Annotated in this window: 24 protein-coding genes and 1 pseudogene; 7 read left to right on the plus strand and 18 right to left on the minus strand. The window is 57.2% G+C overall.

What is annotated here, in order from left to right:
* The 5 genes and pseudogenes from WD823_RS09010 to rsmG form a co-directional block, all read right to left on the minus strand.
* Positions 1-197: pseudogene (locus WD823_RS09010) on the minus strand (hypothetical protein); the annotation flags it as partial.
* Between the two features lie 63 nt (positions 198-260).
* A complete protein-coding gene (locus WD823_RS09015) occupies positions 261-638 on the minus strand; it encodes a hypothetical protein (RefSeq protein WP_368429152.1) in 378 nt (125 codons plus the stop codon).
* A gap of 79 nt (positions 639-717) precedes the next feature.
* A complete protein-coding gene (locus tag WD823_RS09020; RefSeq protein WP_368429318.1) occupies positions 718-1,527 on the minus strand; it encodes a ParB/RepB/Spo0J family partition protein in 810 nt (269 codons plus the stop codon).
* Between the two features lie 41 nt (positions 1,528-1,568).
* Positions 1,569-2,345: a ParA family protein gene (locus WD823_RS09025; protein ID WP_368429153.1), complete on the minus strand. Its 777-nt coding sequence runs from the start codon at positions 2,343-2,345 to the stop codon at positions 1,569-1,571.
* 21 nt (positions 2,346-2,366) lie between these two features.
* Positions 2,367-2,951, minus strand: a complete 585-nt coding sequence (rsmG, locus tag WD823_RS09030; protein WP_368429319.1) for a 16S rRNA (guanine(527)-N(7))-methyltransferase RsmG — start codon at positions 2,949-2,951, stop codon at positions 2,367-2,369.
* 183 nt (positions 2,952-3,134) lie between these two features.
* On the opposite strand from rsmG, the gene WD823_RS09035 reads away from it, so the two are divergent.
* The gene (locus WD823_RS09035; protein ID WP_368429154.1) at positions 3,135-3,710 is read left to right on the plus strand and encodes a DUF2914 domain-containing protein; all 576 of its coding nucleotides are present in this window, start codon (positions 3,135-3,137) and stop codon (positions 3,708-3,710) included.
* Here WD823_RS09035 and WD823_RS09040 read toward each other — a convergent pair.
* The 3 genes from WD823_RS09040 to WD823_RS09050 form a co-directional block, all read right to left on the minus strand.
* Complete coding sequence (locus WD823_RS09040; RefSeq protein WP_368429155.1) at positions 3,672-4,307, minus strand: hypothetical protein; 636 nt, start codon at positions 4,305-4,307, stop codon at positions 3,672-3,674. The two genes, WD823_RS09035 and WD823_RS09040, sit on opposite strands and share 39 nt — an antisense overlap.
* Positions 4,308-4,502: 195 nt before the next feature.
* Entirely contained in the window at positions 4,503-6,377 is a 1,875-nt protein-coding gene (gene mnmG / locus WD823_RS09045) for a tRNA uridine-5-carboxymethylaminomethyl(34) synthesis enzyme MnmG (protein WP_368429156.1), read from the minus strand.
* An 83-nt stretch (positions 6,378-6,460) separates the two neighbouring features.
* Positions 6,461-6,874: a hypothetical protein gene (locus WD823_RS09050; RefSeq protein ID WP_368429157.1), complete on the minus strand. Its 414-nt coding sequence runs from the start codon at positions 6,872-6,874 to the stop codon at positions 6,461-6,463.
* A 260-nt stretch (positions 6,875-7,134) separates the two neighbouring features.
* On the opposite strand from WD823_RS09050, the gene WD823_RS09055 reads away from it, so the two are divergent.
* From WD823_RS09055 to WD823_RS09065, 3 genes are read left to right on the plus strand one after another with little or no spacing between them, the layout of a single operon-like run.
* A complete protein-coding gene (locus WD823_RS09055; RefSeq protein ID WP_368429158.1) occupies positions 7,135-8,070 on the plus strand; it encodes an AAA family ATPase in 936 nt (311 codons plus the stop codon).
* Entirely contained in the window at positions 8,070-8,987 is a 918-nt protein-coding gene (locus WD823_RS09060; protein ID WP_368429159.1) for a DUF58 domain-containing protein, read from the plus strand. The genes WD823_RS09055 and WD823_RS09060 overlap by 1 nt, the downstream gene beginning before the upstream one ends.
* Positions 8,984-10,963, plus strand: coding sequence for a DUF3488 and DUF4129 domain-containing transglutaminase family protein (locus tag WD823_RS09065; protein WP_368429160.1), 1,980 nt, complete (start codon positions 8,984-8,986; stop codon positions 10,961-10,963). The genes WD823_RS09060 and WD823_RS09065 overlap by 4 nt, the downstream gene beginning before the upstream one ends.
* Positions 10,964-10,984: 21 nt before the next feature.
* On the opposite strand, the gene mnmE is transcribed toward WD823_RS09065, so the two are convergent.
* The 5 genes from mnmE to rpmH are packed head-to-tail and all read right to left on the minus strand — an operon-like array spanning position 10,985 to position 14,742.
* Entirely contained in the window at positions 10,985-12,331 is a 1,347-nt protein-coding gene (gene mnmE / locus WD823_RS09070; RefSeq protein ID WP_368429161.1) for a tRNA uridine-5-carboxymethylaminomethyl(34) synthesis GTPase MnmE, read from the minus strand.
* 10 nt (positions 12,332-12,341) lie between these two features.
* Complete coding sequence (yidC, locus tag WD823_RS09075) at positions 12,342-14,012, minus strand: membrane protein insertase YidC (protein WP_368429162.1); 1,671 nt, start codon at positions 14,010-14,012, stop codon at positions 12,342-12,344.
* Positions 14,005-14,256 carry a membrane protein insertion efficiency factor YidD gene (gene yidD, locus WD823_RS09080; protein ID WP_368429163.1) on the minus strand — a complete coding sequence of 84 codons (252 nt, stop codon included), beginning with the start codon at positions 14,254-14,256 and terminating at the stop codon, positions 14,005-14,007. The genes yidC and yidD overlap by 8 nt, the downstream gene beginning before the upstream one ends.
* Entirely contained in the window at positions 14,241-14,606 is a 366-nt protein-coding gene (gene rnpA, locus WD823_RS09085) for a ribonuclease P protein component (RefSeq protein ID WP_368429164.1), read from the minus strand. The genes yidD and rnpA overlap by 16 nt, the downstream gene beginning before the upstream one ends.
* Before the next feature lies 1 nt (position 14,607).
* The gene (rpmH, locus tag WD823_RS09090) at positions 14,608-14,742 is read right to left on the minus strand and encodes a 50S ribosomal protein L34 (RefSeq protein WP_368429165.1); all 135 of its coding nucleotides are present in this window, start codon (positions 14,740-14,742) and stop codon (positions 14,608-14,610) included.
* Positions 14,743-14,954: 212 nt separating this feature from the next.
* On the opposite strand from rpmH, the gene dnaA reads away from it, so the two are divergent.
* From dnaA to gyrB, 3 genes are all read left to right on the plus strand, one after another.
* Positions 14,955-16,301: a chromosomal replication initiator protein DnaA gene (dnaA, locus tag WD823_RS09095; RefSeq protein ID WP_368429166.1), complete on the plus strand. Its 1,347-nt coding sequence runs from the start codon at positions 14,955-14,957 to the stop codon at positions 16,299-16,301.
* A gap of 237 nt (positions 16,302-16,538) precedes the next feature.
* Complete coding sequence (gene dnaN, locus WD823_RS09100; protein WP_368429167.1) at positions 16,539-17,639, plus strand: DNA polymerase III subunit beta; 1,101 nt, start codon at positions 16,539-16,541, stop codon at positions 17,637-17,639.
* Positions 17,640-17,729: 90 nt separating this feature from the next.
* Positions 17,730-20,165, plus strand: a complete 2,436-nt coding sequence (gyrB, locus tag WD823_RS09105; protein ID WP_368429168.1) for a DNA topoisomerase (ATP-hydrolyzing) subunit B — start codon at positions 17,730-17,732, stop codon at positions 20,163-20,165.
* Positions 20,166-20,289: 124 nt separating this feature from the next.
* Here gyrB and apaG read toward each other — a convergent pair whose 3' ends face one another.
* The 5 genes from apaG to metF all read right to left on the minus strand — a co-directional run bounded on the left by apaG (position 20,290) and on the right by metF (position 23,981).
* On the minus strand, positions 20,290-20,673 hold the full coding sequence (gene apaG, locus WD823_RS09110) for a Co2+/Mg2+ efflux protein ApaG (RefSeq protein ID WP_368429169.1): 384 nt from the start codon (positions 20,671-20,673) through the stop codon (positions 20,290-20,292).
* Positions 20,674-20,730: 57 nt separating this feature from the next.
* Positions 20,731-21,138 carry a DUF2784 domain-containing protein gene (locus tag WD823_RS09115; RefSeq protein ID WP_368429170.1) on the minus strand — a complete coding sequence of 136 codons (408 nt, stop codon included), beginning with the start codon at positions 21,136-21,138 and terminating at the stop codon, positions 20,731-20,733.
* Positions 21,135-21,968, minus strand: coding sequence for a symmetrical bis(5'-nucleosyl)-tetraphosphatase (locus WD823_RS09120; protein ID WP_368429171.1), 834 nt, complete (start codon positions 21,966-21,968; stop codon positions 21,135-21,137). The genes WD823_RS09115 and WD823_RS09120 overlap by 4 nt, the downstream gene beginning before the upstream one ends.
* The gene (pip, locus tag WD823_RS09125; protein WP_368429172.1) at positions 21,968-22,930 is read right to left on the minus strand and encodes a prolyl aminopeptidase; all 963 of its coding nucleotides are present in this window, start codon (positions 22,928-22,930) and stop codon (positions 21,968-21,970) included. The genes WD823_RS09120 and pip overlap by 1 nt, the downstream gene beginning before the upstream one ends.
* Positions 22,931-23,135: 205 nt before the next feature.
* Positions 23,136-23,981, minus strand: coding sequence for a methylenetetrahydrofolate reductase [NAD(P)H] (gene metF, locus WD823_RS09130; RefSeq protein WP_368429173.1), 846 nt, complete (start codon positions 23,979-23,981; stop codon positions 23,136-23,138).
* Positions 23,982-24,057 lie beyond the last annotated feature (76 nt).

Below are 24,057 nucleotides of genomic sequence, written 5' to 3' on the forward strand. Positions count from 1 at the left end.
AGCATGCCGACGTCGGTGTTGCACGGCATTAATTCAAATTCGCCTTCGAAACGGCGCGCCAGAAAATCAGATGGCAATGACGTCCGCAAGGTAAGCCGCAATTCTGGCTGGCGACGACGCCAAGCGTTGACCACGGCCGCCGCTTTGGCAGCGTGGCCGAATCCGTGCGACGACAGGGCAACCAGGAGATGAGTCATGCGAGGGCAGCCAGCGCTTCCGCTATACCGCGTGATTCAGAAACAAGAATTTTCTGAAACGGATTACTTCTGTTCCCCCGGCGTCGCCGGGATGGATTCCGTTTTTCCGGTTATTTTTTCAGATTTTTTTGTAGCAAGTTCGCGGGAGAGTTTTTGCGCCGCGTCAATTTCTTCCGCAGTCATCTGCGCCTTCAGGACATCGCGGCGTTTGACCGCCAGCGCATTGCCGTTGTCCGCGGCACGCAGATACCATGCTAGCGCCGTGACATTGTTCTTCGGCATGTTGAAGCCGAACTCATACAGGATGCCCATTTCCAGTTGCGTGTCGACATTGCCTTGCTCCGCCGTCACACGCATTTTTTCGAGTGAAGCGTCGTCGGCCGCGCTCGATATGCCGGTAGCGAACAAACATAAGATGAACACCGCGACAGCCTTTCTCATCAGGTCCTCCGATACCCTTACCCGAAGCTTCCCTCTCTACATATTTATAGTCTGCAAATCGAGGCCTCGGCAAGGCGGATCAACGGATATGCGCCAAAATCCCGTCAAGTTCGTCGAGGGTATTGTATTCGATCACCAGCCGGCCCTTGCCTTTGGCATTGTGCTGGAAACGAACCTTGGTTCCCAAGGTGTCCGACAACCGCTGCGCCAACGCGCGGGTATCGGGGTCCATGCGCCCGCCGGACGATTTGTGCCCCGGAGGTCTCGCGAGCAGACGACGTACGAGATTTTCCGTCTCGCGCACGGATAATCGCTTGTCGACCACCTGCCGCGCTGTCTGGATCTGTTGCTTGCCTTCGAGAGCAAGCAGGGCACGCGCGTGTCCCATGTCCATATGTCCGTTGTCGAGCAGGTCACGCACTTCGCTGTTCAGCGTGAGCAGCCGGAGCATATTGGTGACGGCGGCGCGCGAGCGGCCCACGGCCTCGGCCACCTGCTGGTGGGTCATGTGAAAGTCATCGATCAGACGCGTGAACGCGTTAGCCTCTTCGATGGGGTTCAGGTTCTCGCGCTGAATATTTTCAATCAGCGAGATGGCGATGGCCGCTTCATCCGGAATCTTGCGCACCACCGCGGGCACAGTTTCAAGGCCAGCAAGCTGCGCTGCGCGCCAGCGCCGTTCGCCGGCGATGATTTCGTATTGCCCTCCGGACAGCGGGCGCGCCACGATCGGCTGCACCACGCCCTGGGCCCTGATCGAGGCGGCGAGTTCCTCCAGCGCTTCGGGATTCATGTGTGTGCGCGGCTGGTATTTTCCGCGTTGCAGCAGGTCGATCGGTATCTGGCGCAGCTCTTCCCGTTCCGCCGGTGTTTCATAGGCGCTGAGCAGGGCATCGAGACCACGACCGAGGCGATGTGGTTTTTTGGTTATCACGCGGCCACCGATTTATGGTCGCGGCGCAGCATCTCGCCCGCGAGCGCGAGATAGGCCTGGGCGCCCTTCGATTGCATGTCATAGGTGATCACGGGCTTGCCGTGCGACGGTGCTTCGGCCAGCCGGATATTGCGCGGAATGATGGTGCGATAGAGTTTGTCGCCGAAGTGTTGTTTCAATTGCGCCGAGACTTCGTTGTCGAGATTGTTGCGCGGGTCGTACATGGTGCGCAGCAATCCTTCAATCTCAAGCGAAGGGTTCAAGGTTTCGCGAATCTTGCGAATGGTGTTGAGCAGCGCGGTGAGCCCCTCCAGAGCATAATACTCGCACTGCATGGGAATCATCACCGCTTGGGCCGCAACCAACGCATTGATCGTAAGCAGGTTTAATGCCGGCGGACAATCCACAAACACGTATTCATACTGCGCACGGATATTCTCGAGCGCAAAGCGCAGGCGGCGTTCGCGCCGTTCGAGTTCGATCAGCTCCACCTCGGCGCCGGACAGCCGGCTGTTCGACGGCACCAGATCGTATCCGCCCTCGACGGTCACGAGCGCGGCCTCGATCGGCTGCAGGCCGAGCAGAACTTCATAAGTGGTGATGGGATGGGCTTCCTTGTTGATGCCGCTGCCCATCGTGGCGTTGCCCTGCGGGTCGATGTCGATCAGCAGCACGCGTCTTCGCGTCTTGGCCAGCGAGGCCGCCAGGTTGATGCTGGTCGTGGTCTTGCCGACCCCGCCTTTCTGATTGGTGATTGCGACGACCTTGCCCATCGGGCAGACACTCCTTCCCCATTAATTTGTCGGCGCCAGGATGACCAGATGCCGCGCGGCATCCAGGCCCGGTATGCGCAGTGCCCGCACTTCCGCCTGGTAGCCGTCCGTAACCGCCGCCAGTTCTTCCTGTGGAAACACGCCTTTCATGACCAGAAACCGGCCCTGGGTTGTACACAGGTGCCGGCTGGCGGCCAGCATATCAGGAATGGACGCGAATGCGCGAGCAATCAGCGTATCGAATTTTGTCTCCGGATGGAATTTTTCGACGCGCTCCTGCACGACCGCAACGTTTTTCAGCCCCAGGTCGTGCATTGCCTGGGTGGCGAAACGCGTTTTCTTGGCGTTGCTGTCAAGCAAGGTAAATTCGAGATCGGGACGGGCCAGCGCCAGCGGTATACCGGGGAGGCCCGCGCCGGTGCCGATATCCAGCACCCGGAGGCCATGCAGGAACGGCAGCACCGTCAGGCTGTCGAGCAGATGCCGCGCTACCATCTGCTCGGGCTCGCGCACCGCCGTGAGATTATAAGCCCGGTTCCACTTTTCAAGTAGTTCGAGGAATAGCACCAGCTTGGAACGCACCGGGGAGTCGAGCTCAAGGCCCATCTCGCGTAAACCCTGCTGCAATTGCTTCTCAAGTTTCAAGCCATCCCTGCCTTTATTTTTGAAGATTATTTCCTGTCTCCGGTCCCGGAATCCATGCCGTTGCTCCACCGGCGCTACCGGGAGCGTCATTCGTGAACTAAGCTCGCCTTAGAGACCGGTTAAAATCGAGCCAACGGAGAAACCGTGAAAGTCGTATATTCAACCATTATTCTTGCCGCCCTGGTGGCGCCATTCTATGCGCCGGCGACTGAGAACGCCCCTCCGCCGTCCAGTGGTCGTGAAAACAGGGCGGAAAGCCCGTACCCGGGGGGCGGCGAAAATCCGTCGGTGGTGCGGGATGGCCAGGTGACACATGCCGTTTTCACCACCGCTGTAATCAACCGTGAGCCGATCGACAGACTTTTCAGCCTCACCAACGATAAGACCCGGGTGTATTATTTCACGGAAATTCAAAACATGGCCGGTCAGACGGTCCGGCATCGGTGGGAGTATCAAGGCGAGATTGTGCTCGATTACCTCTTTGAGATCGGCACGGATTCGTGGCGGATTTATTCCGTCAAAACCCTCGACCCGGCATGGGTGGGGGAATGGAAGGCCTCGGCTGTGGATGCCGCGGGCAGCAGTCTCTGCGTCAATACGTTTACCTATCTGGAACAGCCGAATGCCGAGAAGGGCACACCGGATAATACGGGCAGCAGACGGGCGGCGGGCAACGCGTCCTCAGATGTGGCGCACAAACCACCACAACACGATCGCTGAAAACAGGGCGAGCAGGGTGATCAGGCCACCCCAGAGACGGGGTTGGGTGCGCACCAGGTTATCGAGCGGGTAATGCGGCGTTTCGAGCGGTTTGGACGCCTGGCGCATTGATACCCAGCGATTGACGGCTTCGGCCCAGCCCCGCAGCGTGCCGAGTTGAAACAGCGCCATCAGCCCCACGACGAGCGCCAACACCGCTCCGAGCAGTATGACGATGATCGTGCCGATCCAAATCAGCTCCCATGCACCGCTCGAAAATGCCACGCCGCTGTAAAGGCGGGCGATCAGTCTGCCACCTTCCGGGATGCTGACCGCCGAAATAAAGATCGTCCCCTTGATCAGGATGAGCGCGGCGCTGACGAGCAGAATCGCGCCGAGTATGCGTGGATATCGCAGCAAGGTCCGATCCGTCTGATGCGGGGTGGCGAGCGGTTTGGTCATCGCGCGCGTTGAAATCCAGCGATTGGCAAAACTGAAAACGCCGCCCAGCTTTTGCGGTGCCACGAGCAGCAACACCCCTATGAAAAAAGCAAACAGATTGCCGGCAATGAGCAGCAGGACCAGGTAATACAGCGGGCTGTCCGGGGTGATCGACATTATGTCGCCTCCTGTGCGATATCGTAGACGGGTATGCCACCGTCCTTTCCAGTTTAGCCGCTGAGATAGGTCGTGCAGGCCTGCGCACTTACCCGAGGCGACACCTTTTTATATCGTTTTATATCGGCTGTGGCGGCCGTGCTTCGAAAAAGCAATGCCTCGGACGGGATCCGCGATCCGCCTCGAGAGTTTGTACTAGGCGCTGCGGCGGCGCATGTGCACCAAGAGCAGCGAGACGGCCGCGGGCGTAATTCCAGAGAGGCGACTGGCCTGACCCAGGGTGGCGGGGCGGTGCGCCGCCAGCTTTTGGCACACCTCGATCGAAAGTCCGCGCACGTTCTGGTAGTCGAAATCCGACGGCAGCGCGGTTTCCTCGTGCCGCCGGTGCAGCGCAATCTCCTCCTGCTGGCGATCGATGTAACCGGCGTACTTGGCCTGGATTTCAAGCTGTTGCGCCACGTCAGGTTCGGGTATGGCGGAATCTTCGCCGCTCACGGACGTGAGCGCCGCATAAGAAACACCGGGACGGCGCAACAGCTCCATGAGGGTCGCGGCGTGTGCCAGCGGCTGTCCGAACACGCGCACGGCATCCGCTTCGGTCAACGATTCCGGCACGAGCCAGGTTTTATTCAAGCGTTCCTGTTCGTGCGCGATGGCATCACGCTTCTCGCTGAAACGCCGCCAGCGTGTCTCGTCGATCAGGCCGAAGTCGCGGCCGATCTCGGTCAGACGCAAATCGGCGTTGTCCTCGCGCAAGGCCAGACGGTATTCGGCGCGCGAGGTGAACATGCGATAGGGTTCGGTCACGCCGCGCGTGATCAGGTCGTCGAGCATCACACCGAGATAAGCCTGATCGCGCCGCGGCCACCACGGTTCCAGTCCGCGCACCTGGCGTGCGGCGTTGAGACCGGCGATCAAGCCCTGTCCGGCGGCCTCCTCGTATCCGGTCGTGCCGTTGATTTGTCCGGCAAAGAACAATCCCGTCAAGGCCTTGGTTTCCAGCGTGGGTTTCAGATCGCGCGGATCGAAATAATCGTACTCGATCGCATACCCCGGGCGCGTCAGCTCCGCGCGTTCAAATCCCTTGATGGATCGCACCAGGTCCCACTGCACGTCGAACGGCAGGCTGGTGGAGATGCCGTTCGGGTATACCTCGTGGGTGTTGAGCCCTTCGGGCTCGACGAAAATCTGATGCCGGTCCTTGTCGGCGAAACGCACGATCTTGTCCTCGACCGAGGGGCAGTAGCGCGGTCCCACGCCCTCGATCACGCCGGTGTACATCGGCGAGCGGTCGAGTCCGGCGCGGATGATCGCGTGCGTGCGTTCATTCGTATAAGTGATGTGGCAACTCACCTGGCGCGGATGCTCATCGCGCGAACCCATGAACGAAAATACCGGCGTCGGCTCATCGCCCGGTTGTGATTGCAGCACCGTGTAGTCAATCGTGCGGCCGTCGAGCCGCGGCGGCGTGCCGGTTTTCAGGCGTCCGACGCGAAACGGCAGTGCGCGCAGGCGCGCGGCCAGCGCATTCGACGGCGCATCGCCGGCGCGCCCGCCCTGGTAGTTCGACAAGCCGATGTGAATCTTGCCGCCAAGAAAAGTGCCGGTCGTGAGCACCACCGCGCGGGCGCGGAATTCGATGCCCATTGCCGTCACGACACCGATGACGGCCTGTCCTTCCACAACCAGGTCTTCGACGCTTTGCTGGAACAGGGTGAGATGGTGCTGATTTTCCAGGAGCGCGCGCACCGCCGCCTTATACAGTGTGCGGTCGGCCTGCGCGCGCGTGGCGCGCACCGCCGGGCCCTTGCGCGCATTCAATATGCGGAACTGGATGCCGGCACGGTCGGTGGCGTGCGCCATCACCCCGCCGAGCGCGTCGATCTCCTTGACCAGGTGCCCCTTGCCGATGCCGCCGATCGCCGGGTTGCACGACATCTGGCCGACGGTTTCGATATTTTGCGTGAGCAGCAGGGTCTTGGCGCCCAGGCGCGCGGACGCCGCGGCGGCTTCGGTGCCGGCATGGCCGCCGCCGATGATGATGACATCGTAATGTTCCGGGTGCAGCATGGAATCAAAGACAGGCTAGGTGCGTGACATCATAGCAAGGATGCACCGAGGTGCCTATGCGCTCCGTCAGTCTACAGGCGGGTTTAGTAGTGAAAATGGTCCAGTAATAATCCAGCTCCTGTCAGATTTACGTCCTCCTTCACGGTTTTCAGGATCTCAAGCTCGCCGATTTTGGGCCGCTTGAGATCGTGCAGGATCATGTCCGGGCGCGGGCTTTTCGCGGGGTCCTGGTAGTCGCCGCGGCGGTAGAAATAATCGAGCGCCCGCTCACCGTCGCTCACGACGTGAACCGGGTTGGCCAGGCGGACTTCTTTGAACGCAAGCAGGGTCAGCTTGAGTGTGCGTCGTTGTCCTCCACCGGCAAGATGTGGACCGGTGCCGCGGTCTCGCCCAGGCGGGACCGATTTCTTCGTCGATTTTTTCTTCCGTTGCGCGACCACTTGAATCCTTTTAACCGCGGTCATCGTAATGCGCAGGATGTCGGATCCCAAATCCATTTGGCGCCATCGCCTCACTCCCCATCCTTAAAGAAAGCAATTTATTGAAAGCACGCACTGCATCGCCAACATGCATACTCTCGAATTAATGTTGGTCACCCCTTTCATTGGCAAGTCGCATGGTTATAGCCCGACTATTCATGGGTCGGCCCCAGTTACTTGCCCTGCCGGAGACGGAACCGTCCGGAACGGGGATGTGCCACAGGCCCCACTTTGGGCTAGTCTTATGGCGATAGCCGCTTCAATCGAATGGAATCGCCATGGCCCTTGCTCCCGAAAAACACGCAAAACCAGCCCATATCCTGGATACGGTGATCAACCGTATCGGGCACATTGTCCTGGGCAAGGAACACCAGGTGCGACTGGCGCTTGCCTGCCTGCTGGCCCGCGGTCACCTGCTGATCGAGGACCTCCCGGGCGTGGGCAAAACCACGCTCGCCCACGTGCTGGCCAAAGTACTGGGGCTGCAGTTCAAGCGCATCCAGTTCACGGCCGACCTGCTTCCGGCCGATATCCTCGGGGTGTCCATTTACCAGGCCGAAGGAAAAAATTTCGTTTTCCATCCCGGGCCCCTGTTTACCCAGCTGGTATTGGCGGATGAGATCAATCGCGCCACACCCAAAACCCAAAGCGCGTTGCTCGAGGCCATGGAAGAGCGCCAGGTTACGGCCGAAGGCGTGACCCACAAACTGCCCAAGCCGTTTTTCGTCATCGCGACGCAGAACCCGCATCATCTGATCGGAACCTTTCCGCTGCCCGAGTCACAACTCGACCGGTTTCTCATGCGCATCGAGATGGGTTACCCGGATCGCGCCGCGGAGCGCGCTCTGCTGAAAGGCCGTGACCGGCGCGAACTGGTTGAATCGCTACAACCCGTTATCGGCCCCGACACACTGGCGAGCCTGCAGCCGGTGGCCGCGTGCGTCCACGTGGCGGAACCGTTGCTCGACTACATTCAGAATTTGCTGGATGCCACCCGCCGCGCTGGCGCATTCGCCGAGGGGCTATCGCCGCGCGCCGGACTCTCCCTGCTGGCCGCCGCCCGATCCTGGGCCATGCTGGCGGGGCGCGACATGGTGCTGCCGGAAGACGTGCAGGCGGTAGCGCCGTCCGTGATCGGGCACCGCCTGCGTTCTCCCGCCGGAGATCGCGCGGTTTCTATCACGCGACTGCTTGAATCCGTGCCGATCCCCTGATGTCCGCCGTGCCTGCGCCCAATGACGTGGTGCTGGGGCGCCGGCAGCTGTTCATGCTGCCGACCCGCTTCGGGTTGCTGTTTGCGGCGCTGCTCGTGGTGCAGTTGCTCGCCGCCATCAATTACGGCAACGGGCTCGCCTACGCCCTGACCTTTCTGCTTGGTTCGCTGGCCGTGGTGTCAATGCTCTACACCCACCGCAATCTGATCCGCCTGCGACTGGTCGCCGGAATCTCCGCTCCGGTGTTCGCCGGCGAATCCGCCGTGTTCCGGATTAATCTCATGAACGACAGCGACACGCCGCGTTTCGGCGTCATCGTGATGCACGATAAAAACGCGGTCGCCCGCAGGGACATCATGGCGCGAAGCTCCGCCGCGATCGAGCTGCCGGTGCCGGCCGGGAAACGCGGTTATCTCAAGATGCCGCCCATTACCGTGACCACCCATTTTCCGCTGGGCCTGCTTTACTCGTGGTCGCGGCGTGTGGAGCTGAATCAATTTTGCCTGGTCTATCCGCGTCCCGCGGAACCCACGACGCGGCATACCCGCGCGCTGGATTCATTTGAGGCCACACAGGGACTTGACGCCGGCGGTGACGATTACATCGGCACCCGCGAATTTCGTCCCGGTGATTCGCCGCACCATGTTGACTGGAAGGCGGCGGCACGCGGCAAAGGCTGGAGCATCAAGCAGTTCGGCGGCGGCTATCACTGCTCCGTGTGGTTGGATTGGGACACGCTTGAAGGCCTGGATGTCGAACCGCGATTGCGCGTACTGACGCGCTGGGTGCTGGATGCCGAACACGAAGGCATGCTTTACGGCCTGCGACTGCCGGATAAAACCGTGTCACCTTCGAACGGCGAACATCATCAGCAGGAATGCCTGCGGGCACTCGCGCTGTTTGGACTTAAGCCATGAACACCGTTCACGACCGGAGTGTGCTACTCAGTCTCCTGGTTGCGGGGGTCGGCGCAGTCGCGCCCCATGTGCCGGAAATGCCGCCGTGGATCGTGGCGGTGTTTGCCGCGGGCGCCGTCTGGCGCTATCTCATCGACACGCAGCGATGGCACCGACCGGGCCGCTTCGTGCGTGTGGCGCTGATGGTGCTGGTGATCGTGGGGATTTTCCGGCAATACGGCACGCTGCTCGGACGCGATCCGGGAATCGCGTTGCTGATCACCCTGCTAGGGCTGAAGTTTCTCGAGCTCAAAACCCAGCGCGATGCGGTGGTCACCCTGTTTGTTTATTATCTCGTCATTCTCGGCAGTTTTCTTTATTCGCAATCGCTGTGGCTCGGTTGCTGGGCGCTGGTTGCCGTGACCGCGAGCACGATGGCGCTTATGCATCTCATGCAGCCAACGGGACTCACCCTGTTTTCGCGTCTGCGACTGTCCGCCGTTATGCTGGCCAAGGCGGTACCGCTGATGATCGTCGTGTATCTCCTGTTTCCGCGCATCAGCGGCACGCTCTGGGGGTTGCCGGCAGACGCCTACAGCGGCCTGACGGGCATGTCCGACATCATGCAGCCGGGCAGTATCCGGAGCCTGAGCGAATCGTCCGAGATCGCCTTCCGCGCCACCTTTGAGGGCGCGCCTCCCCCGCTGCGCGAACTCTACTGGCGCGGGCTGGTGCTCACGGATACGAACGGACGCGGCTGGAGCCGGGCCGCCCCCGCGTCCCCGGCGGAATCGATTTCGTTCACCCCGTTGAACGATCCGGTGACATACCAGGTAACACTCGAACCGAGCAACAAGCCGTGGATGCCGGCACTCGAACTGCCTGGCATGCGGCCGAAAGGCGCGCGCTACCAGCCTGACTTCACGCTGGAACACCGCGATGCGATTCGCGAACGCTTGAACTATACCCTGACGTCCTACACCCGTTACCGCACCGGTGAACTGGCTGTCGCGGAGCGCGCGAAGACACTGCGATTGCCCGAAAACGTCAGTCCGCGCACGCGGGACCTGGCCGAACAGTGGCGCCGGGAGAATTCGAATCCGGCCTCGGTGGCGCGGGCGGCGCTGGATTATTTCAACCGGGAGAACTTTGTTTACACACTTAACCCGCCCTTGCTCGGCGACAACCCGGTGGATGAATTTCTGTTCACCACGCGCCGCGGATTTTGCGAGCATTACGCGGCGGCATTCGTGACGCTCATGCGCGCGGCCGGCATACCCAGCCGCGTCGTCATCGGTTACCTCGGCGGCGAAGTCAACACGGCCGGAAATTATCTGATCGTGCGCCAGTCCGATGCGCACGCCTGGGCGGAGATTTGGTCGCCGGCGCGCGGCTGGATGCGCGTGGACCCGACCGGCGCCATCGCACCCGAGCGCATTGAACTGGGATTTGACGCGGTGCGCCGACTCGAGCTGCAAGGCGTAGCGCTGGGCCGACTGCCCACCGATGCCGTATTGCGCGCGCTGCAGCTGGGTTGGCTTGAATACGTCGCGCTGCACACGCGCTGGTATTGGGATATCTCCCATTTGGCCTGGTACCGCTGGGTGGCGGACTACGGCAAGGAACGCCAGGAAAAATTTCTCATGTCCCTGGGCATTGAAAAAATTTCCTGGGGCCGGTTGTTCAGTCTGTTGCTCGCATGCGTGCTGCTGATCACCCTGGGGTACGCGCTCGTGTTGTGGCGCACGAAGAAATCTTCTGATTTTGCGCTCGCGCTTTATCGGCGGTTCTGTGGAAAACTCGCGCGCGCCGAGTTAGTGCGCGCGCCCCATGAAGGCCCGCTCGATTTTGCCCGGCGCTGCGTAAACCGGCGACCCGATCTGAGCCAACAGGTGCGCATCATCACAGACAATTACCTGCGCGCGCGTTACGGCGCAACGGTGCAATCGGATACCTTGCGCGCGCTTAAGCGCGAAATAAGAAGATTTCAGGCATAAGCAAAACGATCCGCGCGGATATTATTTACCGATGCAAAAACTGGAAAAGATTCGCCCGAGCAGATCATGCGGCGTGAATTCCCCGGTGATTTCTCCCAGCGCCCGCTGAGCAAGGCGCAATTCCTCCGCCAGCAGTTCGCCCGCACGCGATTCCTTGAGCTGTAACCGGCCGCGCGCAATGTAAACTTGGGCGCGGCGTAGAGCGTCCAGGTGCCGGCGCCGGGCGATAAAAGTGCCCTCTCCTGCGGGTTGAAACCCCATGCATTCCTTGAGATGCCGGCGCAGCACATCGAGCCCGGCGCCCGTTTTCGCCGAGAGCGAGATTTCTGTCGCCTCGGGGGGGCCGGCAATCCCGGGTGCGCGCCCGGTCAAATCGATTTTATTGCGGATCACGGTACGGGAGAGACGGGGCGGAAGAAGTTTCAGTACTTCAGCCGGGATACTCCCGCCGAGGGTATCGTCCAGCACCAGCAACACCCGGTCCGCGCGCTCCATTTGATCGCGCGCGCGGCGGATCCCTTCGGTCTCGATCTCGTCGCGCGACGCGCGCAGGCCGGCGGTATCCACCACGTGCAGCGGCATGCCGTCAAGGTGGATGCGCTCGCGCAGCACATCGCGCGTGGTGCCGGGAACGGGACTGACAATCGCGGTATCGGATTGCGCCAGCGCGTTCAGCAGGCTCGACTTGCCGGCGTTCGGCGGGCCGGCCAGCACCACCGTCATGCCGTCGTGCAGCAACACCCCCTGCTGCGTGGAGGCCAGAAGCTTCTCGATGTCCCGCACTAGCATCTCGAGCTCCTGCGTCACGCGCTCATCCGCCAGAAAATCGATTTCCTCTTCCGGAAAATCGATCGCGGCCTCGACATACAGGCGCAGGCGCGTGAGACCTTCGACCAGCGCGTGCACGCGCCGGGAAAATTCACCCTCGAGCGACCGCATGGCCGAGCGTGCCGCCGATTCGGAGCCGGCCTCGATGAGATCGGCCACCGCCTCGGCTTGAGCAAGATCGAGTTTGCCGTTCAGAAACGCGCGCTCGGAAAATTCACCGGGGCGCGCGGCTCGCGCGCCAAGTGCGAGCGCGCGGTCGAGCAACATGTCCAGCACCACCGGGCCGCCATGTCCGTGAAGTTCCAGCACGTCTTCGCCGGTGAAGGAATGCGGTGCGGGGAAAAACAGTACCAGGCCCTGATCGATGGGCTGGCCGGCGGCGTCGAAAAATTTTGCGTACGTGGCGTGGCGTGCGCCTGGGAGTCGGACCAGCATGTCTTTAGCGATCGTGCGCGTCTGCGGGCCGGAGAGCCGGACGATGCCGATGCCCCCGCGTCCGGGTGGTGTGGCGATGGCCGCGATGGTATCGGTGCCCGCCACGGTATTTAGGCTATTTCGCCTGGCCCTCGACGACGCGGGTGATGCGCCACTGCTGCGCGATGGACAAGATGTTGTTCACGGTCCAGTACAACACCAAACCCGCGGGGAAAAACAGGAAGAACACGGTGAACATGAACGGCAGGATCATGAATACCTTCTGCTGGACCGGATCGACCGGTTGGGGGTTCAGCTTTTGCTGCACGAACATCGATGCACCCATGATGATCGGCAGGATGTAATACGGGTCCTGGGCGGAAAGGTCCTTGATCCACAAAATCCACGGAGCCTGGCGCATCTCGACGCTTTCCAGCAGCACCCAGTAAAGCGCGATGAATACCGGGATCTGAATCACTATCGGCAAACAGCCACCGAGCGGATTGATCTTCTCCGTTTTGTATAGCTCCATCATGGCCTGATTAAGTTTCTGACGATCGTCGCCGTATCGTTCCTTCAGTGCTTGCAATCGCGGCTGCATCTTGCGCATGTGCGCCATGGATTGGTAGCTCTTTGCCGACAACGGATAGAAGGCCGCCTTGATCAGTACGGTGAGCACGATGATGGCCCAGCCCCAGTTACCCAGCAGCCCATGAATGGCGGACAGCAACCAGAACAATGGCGCTGAAATTACCGTAAGCCAGCCATAGTCCACGGTAAGGTCCATCCCTTCGGGCAGGGTCTTGAGTATCTTGTGTTCCTTGGGGCCGACATAGAGACTCACTCCGATGATGCCGGTTTCACCCGGAGCCACTTTCGTCGGTGTGATATTTTTGAATCCAAGAACATAACGGGCGCCCTCCAGCACCATGGTATAAAACTCGTTGCGCTGATCCTTGGGCAGCAGCCACGAGCCCACGAAATAATGCTGCAACATGGCCACCCACCCGCCGGTAACCTCGCGCTTCAGCGGTTTGCTGGCCATGTCGTCGAGCGAAATCTTTTCGTACTTGTTCTCTGGCGTGTAGATCGCGCCGCCGGTATAGCTCGGGATTACGGTTAAGAAACCCCCCGTTTCCACGTGCCCGCGTTGAAATTGGCCATAGAGGTATCCAGCCCACTCGTTATGGGTGACATTTTTTACTTGAAACTCGAGATCCACCACATAGCTGCCACGGCGAAAAATATAAATCTTGGTGTACTGCACGCCATCGGGGGCGCGATAAGCGAGCGGTACCCGCAAAGAGTCCTGACCGTCCGTGAGAATGAAACGTTCGGCATTGGCCGAAAAATTAGTTTTGTGATTCGGGAATTCGCCTTTCGATCCGATAAGACCCGACTGGGCCACATACAGATCTTTGCCTGCCTCCTGCATCAGCGGAAAGGGTTGTTCGGGTTTATTCAGTTCCACCGGATATTGGCGGAGATACAGTTCGCGCAGATCACCGCCGTAGGTATCGATGATCGCGTCAAACAGATCGGTGCGGACCTGAAGTCGACTGCCCCGGGTCAAAACCTCTGTGGGTCTGGGTGCCGGGCCGGTATCCGGGGCGGCGGTGAGTGCCGGCGCTTGGGGGAGATCGGGCGCGGGTGTCGAGCCGGCGGAAGGCGCCATTTTAGTGGTTGCGGGTGGCGCCGAAGTTGCCGTGCTCCCGGGACCGACAGTTTTTTCCTGCTCCCAGGCCTGCCAGATGAGCATCAGGACCATGGCGAGCGCAAAAAACAGAAACAGACGTTGATTATCCATGTTTGGCCGTGGGCATTCGCCCGGCGCGGTCTGCGAGTGGAACCGGATCGTATCCCCCGGGATGCCACGGGTGACAGCGGGCAAGCCGGCGCGCGGCCAGCCATAATCCGCATGCCGTGCCGTGTGTTTCGATGGATTCCACAGCGTATTGGGAGCAGCTGGGATAGAACCGGCAATGGTTGCCCAGCCAGGGGCTCAGAAGATAGCGGTATCCGCGGATAATTCCGATCAGGATCTGTTGCACTGAAGTTCGACCTTTTCCCAAAATTGATCCAATGATGTTCGCAACACGGCGGTCTCTGCCCCGCCCGCCTTCGGGCTGGCTACGACCACAATATCCAGCCCGTTCAGTCTTTGCTGGCTACCACGGAATGATTCGCGTATCTGGCGCTTGACGCGGTTGCGAACCACCGCCCGGGGAGACGTCTTGCGGGAGACGATGATACCCAATCGCCCGTGGGGACGAGGGGTGCGAAGCGCGTAGACACCAAAAAAAATATCGCGCCACCGCCAATCGCTTTTCAGAGTCGCCGTGTATTCCCCCGGCCGCAGCAGCCGATGCGATTTGGGCAGTCCGCTGCGGGCATTCGTCAATCTAAACGCCCAGTCGTGTGCGACCCTTGGCGCGGCGCGCGGAGATTATCCGTCGGCCACCCTTAGTTTTCATGCGCGCGCGAAATCCGTGTGTGCGTTTGCGTTTAAGCACGCTTGGCTGATATGTACGTTTCATCGGGTTCGGTTCTTAACTCGTTGTTGGATTGTCGCCGCGGTGTTCAATCTCGCAGCAAAGGGCGGCAAACTTACTGCCTCCCGTCAACGTTTGTCAACAGAATATTGCGCTAACTGTTTGTAATCACAGATGTCGGATTCTTCCTGTGGATAACTCATCGGTTAGCGGTTAGACTTCACTCTCCTCTTGTAAGCGTAAATTAAAACTCGAATGTGATGTCGCCCGTCTGGAAAAAGTGCCTGGAACGGCTCGAGGAGGAACTGTCTGCACAACAGTTCAACACTTGGCTGCGCCCGCTGCATGCCGTTCAGGATGGCCAGTCACTTCGCTTGCTGGCCCCGAACCGGTTTGTCATGGATTGGGTCCGTGACCGCTTTTTTGAACGTATTGCGGAACTGACCGGCGAATACAGCGGGGGAGCGCTTACGGTACAAGTTGAGGTAGGAAGCCAGTTACGAATAAACGACAGTGTGCGAATATCGAAAGCTGTCGTCAGTACCCGTCCGGCGGCAACCGCTGCCACGCGATTACCTTCCATTATCGGGCGTCTGGATCCCGAATTTACGTTTGAAAATCACATAGAAGGGAAATCCAATCAGCTGGCGCGGGCGGCAGCGAAACAGGTCGGTGAAAATCCTGGTGGGGCGTTTAATCCGCTTTTTATCTACGGCGGCGTGGGCTTGGGGAAGACACATCTCATGCAAGCGGCGGGTAACCTGATGCTAAAGCATCGACCGGATGCCACCGTGGCCTATATTCACTCCGAGCGTTTTGTCGCCGACATGGTTAAGGCGCTGCAGCATAATGCGATTGGAGAATTTAAGAAGTTATATCGAAATCTCGACGCTTTGTTGATTGACGATATCCAGTTTTTTGTCGGCAAGGAGCGATCTCAAGAAGAATTATTCCACACTTTCAATGCATTACAGGAGTCCAAGCGGCAGGTTATCATCACCGCAGATCGTTTTCCCAAAGAGCTGGTTGGAGTTGAGGAACGTCTAGTTTCGCGTTTCGGTTCCGGTTTGATCGTCTCGATTGAACCGCCTGAATTAGAAACGCGAGTGGCCATACTGATCAAGAAGGCGAAACAAGAAAGTGTAGAGCTCCCGGAGGATGTTGCTTTTTTTATTGCCAAGCGAGTTCGGTCAAATGTCCGTGAACTGGAAGGGGCGCTCCGCCGCATCCTTGCCAGTGCCTTCTTTACCGGTAAGGCGATCGATGTCTCCCTCGTGGGTGAGAGTCTCAAGGATCTTATTTCTTTCCAGGAACGTTTGGTTACGATAAATAATATCCAGAAAACAGTCGCTGAGTATTTCAAAATCCGGGTTTCAGATTTGCATTCGAAAAACCGCTCACGCCACGTTACGCGCCCACGCCAATTCGCCATGGCGTTGTCGAAAGAACTGACTGACCACAGTCTGCCTGAAATAGGCGATGCCTTTGGGGGCCGCGACCATACTACGGTATTACATGCCTGCCGCAAGGTGGTGGAGCTTAAAGCAAAGGATTCGCACGTTAATGAAGATTACAGCAACCTGCTCAGGATACTCACCACCTGATTATCAGGTTTGCTTTTTCTGGTGATAACTATGTGAATGGTATTTATAGAATCCCAGCGTCCCGGTATTATTCAAGTTCTATTGCTGTTACTCACAGGCGCGACACTCGATACACACAAAGTTGCCAGACCCAAAATAACTTGTGTTACCGTTGCAGAATGAGTTACACACAGATTAATAGCTCAATAACTACTACTACAGAACTACATATATAACACCAGAACAAACAACATACGAATGCAAATAACACTTACACGTGAAGAATTGCTTAAACCACTAGGATATGTCGTGGGTGTTGTAGAACGCCGGCAAACACTTCCGATCCTTTCCTATGTGTTGATGCGAATTCAGGACGATGAGCTCACTCTGACTGGTACGGATTTGGAGATTGAAATTATTGCTAAAGTAAAGGATGCGAGTGGCGGCAACTTTGAAATGACTTTGCCCGCACGCAAGCTTTTTGACATTTGCCGTTCGCTACCAATTGAAGCAGAAATCGTAATCAAGAAAGAAGGCGAGCGGACAACCGTCAAATCAGGAAAAAGCCGGTTCACTTTGGCAACCGCTGCCGTAACGGATTTCCCGTATATTCAAGCATTACCGTGGGAGCAAGCGCTTACTCTCTCTCAAGGAAAAATACGCACCTTGCTCGAACAAACTCACTTTTGCATGGCACAGCAAGATGTGCGGTATTACCTTAACGGGCTCTTGCTGGAATTGGTTTCCAAAAAGTTGCGTGCCGTTGCTACCGACGGTCACAGAATGGCAATTAGTGAAATAGTTTTGGATTCAACTCCTAAAAGCGAGAAGCAAGTCATCATTCCACGCAAAGGAATACAGGAGATTCTAAGATTACTTGAAGACTCCGATGAACCTATTCAGCTACAAATTGGCGTGAACCATATCAGGGCAAAGACAACGAATTTCACATTTACTTCGAAGCTTATTGACGGTCGATATCCCGATTATACGAAAGTGGTTCCCCAAACTGAACTGAAGAAACTAACGTTGACACGTGAGTCGTTCCGCGAAACGCTTGGGCGTGTTGCAATCCTTTCCAGCGATAAATACCGTAGCGTGAGAATAAGTCTTAAAAATAAGCTTATGCAAGTTACCGCCCACAACCCAGAACAGGAAGAAGCGCAAGAAGAAGTCATAACCGATTACACGGGAGAAGAACTGGAGATAGGATTTAACGTTAATTACATGATGGATGCTATTTCAGCGTTAAAAAGCGAATCCATAAACTTCGGCCTAAACGATCCCAACAGCAGTTGTACCCTTTCATCGCCCGACACGCCGTACCCACAATACGTTATAATGCCCATGCGACTCTAGACAGGGCCGGATGTATTGTTTCACGTGGAACATCCCAGTCGTCCTAAACTCTTTCAGCGTTCCACGTGGAACGCAACGAAACAACCATCCATGACACAAGCAAAAAAAAGGGGCGCTCCTGTATCAACATATGACTCACGCAGCATCCAAGTACTCAAAGGCTTGGACGCGGTGCGCAAGCGGCCTGGTATGTATATCGGTGATACTAATGACGGTACTGGCCTGCATCATATGGTTTTTGAAGCTGTTGATAACTCAATCGATGAAGCGCTTGCCGGCCACTGTAACCAGATCCAGGTCACCATCCATGCAAATGAGTCCATTACCGTTTCAGATAATGGCCGCGGCATACCCACTGAGATAATCCCTGAAGAAGGCCGTTCCGCTGCGGAAGTAGTTATGACGGTACTGCATGCCGGTGGAAAGTTTGACCAGAATTCGTACAAGATTTCTGGCGGACTCCATGGTGTGGGTATCTCTGTGGTTAACGCGCTTTCAGAGACACTTGAGCTGACCATTCGTCGTGGCGGCAAGGTACATCACCAGAAGTACCGCTTGGGGGAACCTCAAACCCCTCTCAAGGTAATTGGTGAGAGTAGTGAAACAGGCACGGATGTCAGATTTAAACCCAGCACCAAGATTTTTTCCAATACGCAGTACAACTATGATGTTCTAGCAAAACGCTTACGCGAGCTTTCTTATTTAAATTCCGGGGTACGGATCTCACTCATCGATGAGCGAGTTGGGAAAGAAGATATTTTCGAATACAAAGGCGGTATCGCAGCGTTCGTTAAGCATTTAAACCGCAATAAGACCCCGCTGCACGCCAAGCCTATTCAAATTACGGCAGAACGCGACCGGATCATGGTTGATCTATGTATGCAGTGGAACGATTCTTACCAGGAAAACATTTTTTGTTTTACCAACAATATTCCACAGCGCGACGGCGGTACCCACTTGGCCGGTCTGCGCGCGGCCATGACACGCACCCTTAACCAGTACATTGAGAAGACCGGACTGGCGAAAAAAGAGAAAGTCGAAATCAGCGGTGACGATGCCCGTGAGGGCCTGATCGCTGTGCTCTCCGTCAAGGCACCCGATCCTAAGTTTTCCTCGCAAACCAAAGACAAGTTGGTTTCGTCCGAGGTGAAAGGGGTGGTTGAGTCAGTGGTAAACGAAAAGCTCTCGGAATTTCTGGAAGAGAACCCGGTTGACGCCAAAGGGATAGCGATCAAAATCGTTGAAGCGGCACGTGCACGCGAAGCCGCCCGCAAGGCACGCGAGATGACACGGCGCAAGGGCATCATGGATGTCGCCGGGCTTCCCGGCAAGTTGGCGGATTGTCAGGAACGCGATCCGTCCAAATGTGAACTTTACCTGGTAGAGGGTGATTCCGCCGGCGGTTCGGCGAAGCAGGCCAGGGATCGGAAATTCCAAGCAGTGCTGCCGCTCAAAGGCAAGATTTTGAATGTTGAACGTGCACGATTTGACAAGATGCTCACTTCGGTGGAAGTCATGACTTTGATAACCGCGCTGGGCACGGGTATTGGTAATAATGACTTTGACATCAATAAGTTACGTTACCATCGTGTGATTCTCATGACGGATGCCGATGTGGACGGCTCACACATCCGGACCTTACTGCTGACATTTTTTTACCGGCAGATGGGCGAGCTGATCAGTCGCGGCAATGTGTATATCGCCCAGCCGCCGCTGTTCAAAATCAAGCAAGGTAAACAGGAGCGCTATCTTAAAGATGAAACCGAGCTGCAGGATTATCTGCTCGATACGGCCCTGTCTGAAGCGGCACTCCACACAGCCGGAAGCCAGACGTTGAAGGGGGCGGAATTAGCCAATCTTTGTCGAAGCTTCCTGGCTGTGGAACAAACCATCAAACGTCTCGCGCGACGCTACGACACCGAAGCGCTACGAAAGTTAATCTACATGCCGCGAATCACGCCGGTCCTGTTAAAAGATAAACGACAGGCCGGTCATGTTGTGGAAGATCTCAAAGGCCGTCTGGCTAGCGACACCAATCACGGCAGCCGCTATGAAGCAACGCTTGGCATTGACACGCGCAATAATCTGCATGAAATAGTGGTAACGCGCCATGAACACGGCACCGCCACCCGTACCAAGATTGATGCTGAATTTATCTCATCCGGCGAATACGCCTCGCTGCGCGCCTTGGGAGAACGCCTGGAAAAGTATTTTGCATCCGAGGCAACCATTGAGCGATCGGACAAATCTCAAAAAGTCGCCAGCATCGACGCTATGCTTGAGTGGCTCATGACGGAAGCTCGCCGCGGACAAACGATTCAACGCTATAAAGGGTTGGGTGAGATGAATCCAGCGCAGTTGTGGGAAACCACCATGGACCCGAAAACCCGTCGATTATTGAAAGTCAGCGTAGATGATGTGGTCGCCGCGGAAGAAGTATTCACCACACTGATGGGCGATCAGGTTGAACCGCGCCGCGAGTTCATCGAAAAAAATGCGCTCTCCGTTTCAAACCTCGATATCTAAAAATACCTTCAATGCCATATCTGGCACACACTAGTACTGCCTCTCCGGGACCAGTAAACAGAGTGCTTGTTACTTGCACATATAATATATATGGTTATTATGGGTTGGCCTTGTTGAGGCCTAGCTAGTGAAGTGTGCGTGGAATGCTGAGAGTAAACGAGGGTATTTCTGCGTCGAATGAGGTGCCATCGTCTGCAATCATCTGGTAACTACCCTTCATCGTGCCGACTGGCGTTTCGAGGATCGTGCCGCTTGTGTACTGAAAACTTGTCCCGGGTAATAGATAGGGTTGTTCGCCAACCACACCTTCGCCTTGAACCTCCCGGATTCGGTCGTTGGCGTCGGTAATTATCCAGTGCCGCGTCATAAGCCGGACCGGAACCAGACCGCTGTTCGTGATCGTGATGGTATACGCGAAGACGTACCGGTCCTCTTCGGGCGCTGATTGACCCGGGAGATAAATCGTCCGCACGTCAATCTGTATCTGATGTTTTTCGTTGGTCGACATATTTCGTTTACCCTGCACAACCACGTCTATTTTGCATCAGTTTAAGACTTATGGGTATTACCGGGGTTTCCATCTCGGGGGATGAAACACCCACATTACGATAACGAATGCGAAGAAAACAGAATAAATGATAGTGAATACCCACTCTGGAGCCGAATAGAAAATCAGGCGATCCAACCAGTGTCCGATAAAGCTCTGTTCATATACCCCGGTACCCACTTCGGCGCGCAAGCGATTTTCAAGAACCGTCAGCGGACAAGCCAATCCGACCCAGGCTTCGAGCAGCACAAAACCGATTGCTCCCAGATGCAGCAGTCGGAAGATGAATTGGCGTGTCCAAAACCATCCGAGCGCCCAGCCTGTCATAATCAGTATCTGGCCGGCAACGACAAACAACACATACGCAGCATGTACCACGAGTACCACGGCGGCAAACAGATGCAGCGTGTCCGGCTCTAGTGTCATGAAAGCGGCGTCAGACAAGACGGGCAGGGCACGCTGAAAAATTTGACGGGATCATTGTCCAACCGTACCGCCGAGAGCGATTTTCCCCAGAGGCAGCCGCTATCCAGCCCGATCACCCCGTCCCCTTGCCACAACCCCAACGCGGACCAATGACCAAAGACAATCCGCAGGTCTTGGCTGCGACGCCCGGGGACCTGAAACCACGGCATCAGATCCGGTGGCTGGCTGCCGGGGGGACCTTTCGGTCGCAAATCCATGTTCCCCTCCAGGTCGCAGTAACGCAGACGCGTGAAGGCATTGACGATCACGCGCAGCCGATCAGCGCCGCGCAAATTTTCATTCCAGTGATCAGGAAGATCGCCATACATGTGATGAAAAAAATCCATCATCAAGTCGCCGCGCAACAAATCCTGTACTTCTTGGGCCAGGCGCTTGGCATCGGTGAGCGTCCAGGCGGGGAGCAGACCGGCATGGATCAGCGTGTAACCAAGCCGGTCATCGTGATGCAACAAAGGACGGCGGCGCAACCACTGAAGCAGCTCGTCCTTGTCGGGCGCAGCCAAAATTTTTTCCAGGGCGTCCCGTTTTTTTGGTTTCGCGGCGCCTGCAGCCATCGCCAGCAAATGCAAATCATGGTTGCCTAACACGCAAATAGCGCGATCACTCAGCGCTTTGACATACCGAAGCACTTCCAGTGATTGCGGTCCACGGTTTACCAGATCCCCGGTAAACCACAGCGAATCTCGCGTCGGGTCGAAACGGATCTCGGTCAGCAACGCCCGCAGGGGCTGATAACAGCCCTGCACATCACCAATCGCATAGACAGGCATTAGGATACCTGGGGCCCAAGTTGATCCGCCATTTTTGTCGTAGCCCTGACCAAGGCATTGATAATTCCCGGTTCCACGGCGGCATGACCGGCGTCTCGAATGATCTCAAGGGTCGCCTCCGGCCACGCCTGCGCAAGTTCCCAGGCACTCTGAATCGGACAAACGGTGTCATGACGCCCGTGTACGATCGTGCCGGGAATTCCACTAAGACGATGCGCGTTGCGCAGAATCTGATCGGTTTCCAGAAAACTACGGTTAACAAAATAATGCGCCTCGATCCGCGCCAGGGATAATGCCGTGTGCGGCGAGCCGAAAAAATCGACCACGTGTTTGTTGGGCAACAATGTTGCCGTTCGTCCTTCCCACAAAGACCAGGCTTTGGCACACGCCATGCGCGCAATTTCATCCTCTCCAGTCAGTCGACGGTAATAGGCTGCCAGGAGATTATGACGTTCATGTTCCGGTATCGGCGCGATAAAATCCTGCCAGTAATCCGGAAATAAACGGTTTGCGCCCTCCTGGTAAAACCAGTGAATCTCCCACGGCCGACACAGAAAAATCCCGCGTAAAATGAGGCCCAACACGCGATCCGAATGAGTCTCCGCGTAGACCAATGCCAGGGTTGAACCCCAGGATCCCCCGAATAACACCCAGCGGTTAATGCCCAGAAGTTCGCGAATTTTTTCGATGTCTTCCGTGAGGTGCGGCGTCGTGTTGCGTTCGAGACAGGCATGAGGAGTGGATTGTCCCGCGCCGCGCTGATCATACAATACGATGCGATAGACGTTGGGATCAAAGAACCGGCGGTGATATCCCTCGCACCCGGCGCCGGGACCGCCGTGCAGGAAAAGCACGGGCAACCCTTTTTCATTTCCGCATTCCTCGACATAAAGTTCGTGCAGGGAGTCAACCTTTATCCGGTGCATGGCATAAGGTTTGATGCTCGGAAAGAGTTTAAGCACGATCGCAACTCAAAAGCGGTTCTGCGCTGATAGCAGAAGACGGAAATGTTTGCGCCGCGCGCCGCTTTGATACCGTCCACGACAAACCGCGGGATGACTCGCGGAAATCAGGGTCCGGCGGGGCATGAAACGGTTTGCTGTCTTGAAGTTCTGATGCGGCACGTTTCTGATCTCAAACCGGGACCCTACACATGATTGCCGCAGGTCAAAGGCCAAGTCGTTCCCAAACGGTGCACGTGGGGCCGGCGCGGTTCAGGGTGTAGAAATGCAATCCCGGGGCGCCCCCGTCCAGCAGCTTGTCGCACAGGTCCGTGGTGACATCGAGTCCGAAGGCGCGAATCGAGTCGAGATCATTCCCGTACCCTTCGAGCCGCTTGCGTATCCAGCGGGGGATTTCAGCGCCGCACGTATCGGAAAACCTGGCGAGTTGCTTGAAATTCGTGATCGGCATGATGCCCGGCACAATCGGGACATCAACCCTCATGGCTTCGCATTCATCCACGAAACGCCAATAGGCATCGATATTGAAAAAATACTGGGTAATGGCCGAATTGGCCCCGGCCTTGACCTTGGTCACGAAGGCGCGGATGTCGGCCTCGGGGCATGGCGCTTCGGGGTGGAATTCCGGATAGGCGGCAACATCGATGATGAATTCATCCCCGGTAGCGTCACGGATGAAGGCCACCAAGTCGCTGGCATAGCGGAAATCCCCAGTCTGTGGCGCGTTCTTCGGGAGGTCGCCGCGCAAAGCCACCAGGTGACGGATACCCAACTGCCGGTAGGCATCGAGCAAGGCGCGAACCTCCGGGCGCGTGGTTCCCATGCAGGAGATATGCGGAGCGGCATTTTGTTTTAAAGCCAGAATCTGCTTCACCGTTTCGTAGGTGCCTTCGCGCGTGCTGCCGCCAGCCCCGAAGGTTACGGATAAAAATTTCGGCTTGAGCTGGGCGAGTTGGTTTATCGTTTCGCGCAGACTTAACTGTGCCTCCGGAGTTCGCGGTGGAAAAAATTCGAAACTGAAAGTGCGCGGGTATTTTTTTTGCGAGTCCATGGCGTTAACGGGCGATTCCGTACTCAGCCCGGTTCAGGCACCTTGTACGAGCGTGCGTTGCGGTGCACCACGCTTT

Source organism: Sulfuricaulis sp., from assembly GCF_040901545.1.
Classification (GTDB): Bacteria; Pseudomonadota; Gammaproteobacteria; order Acidiferrobacterales; family Sulfurifustaceae; genus Sulfuricaulis.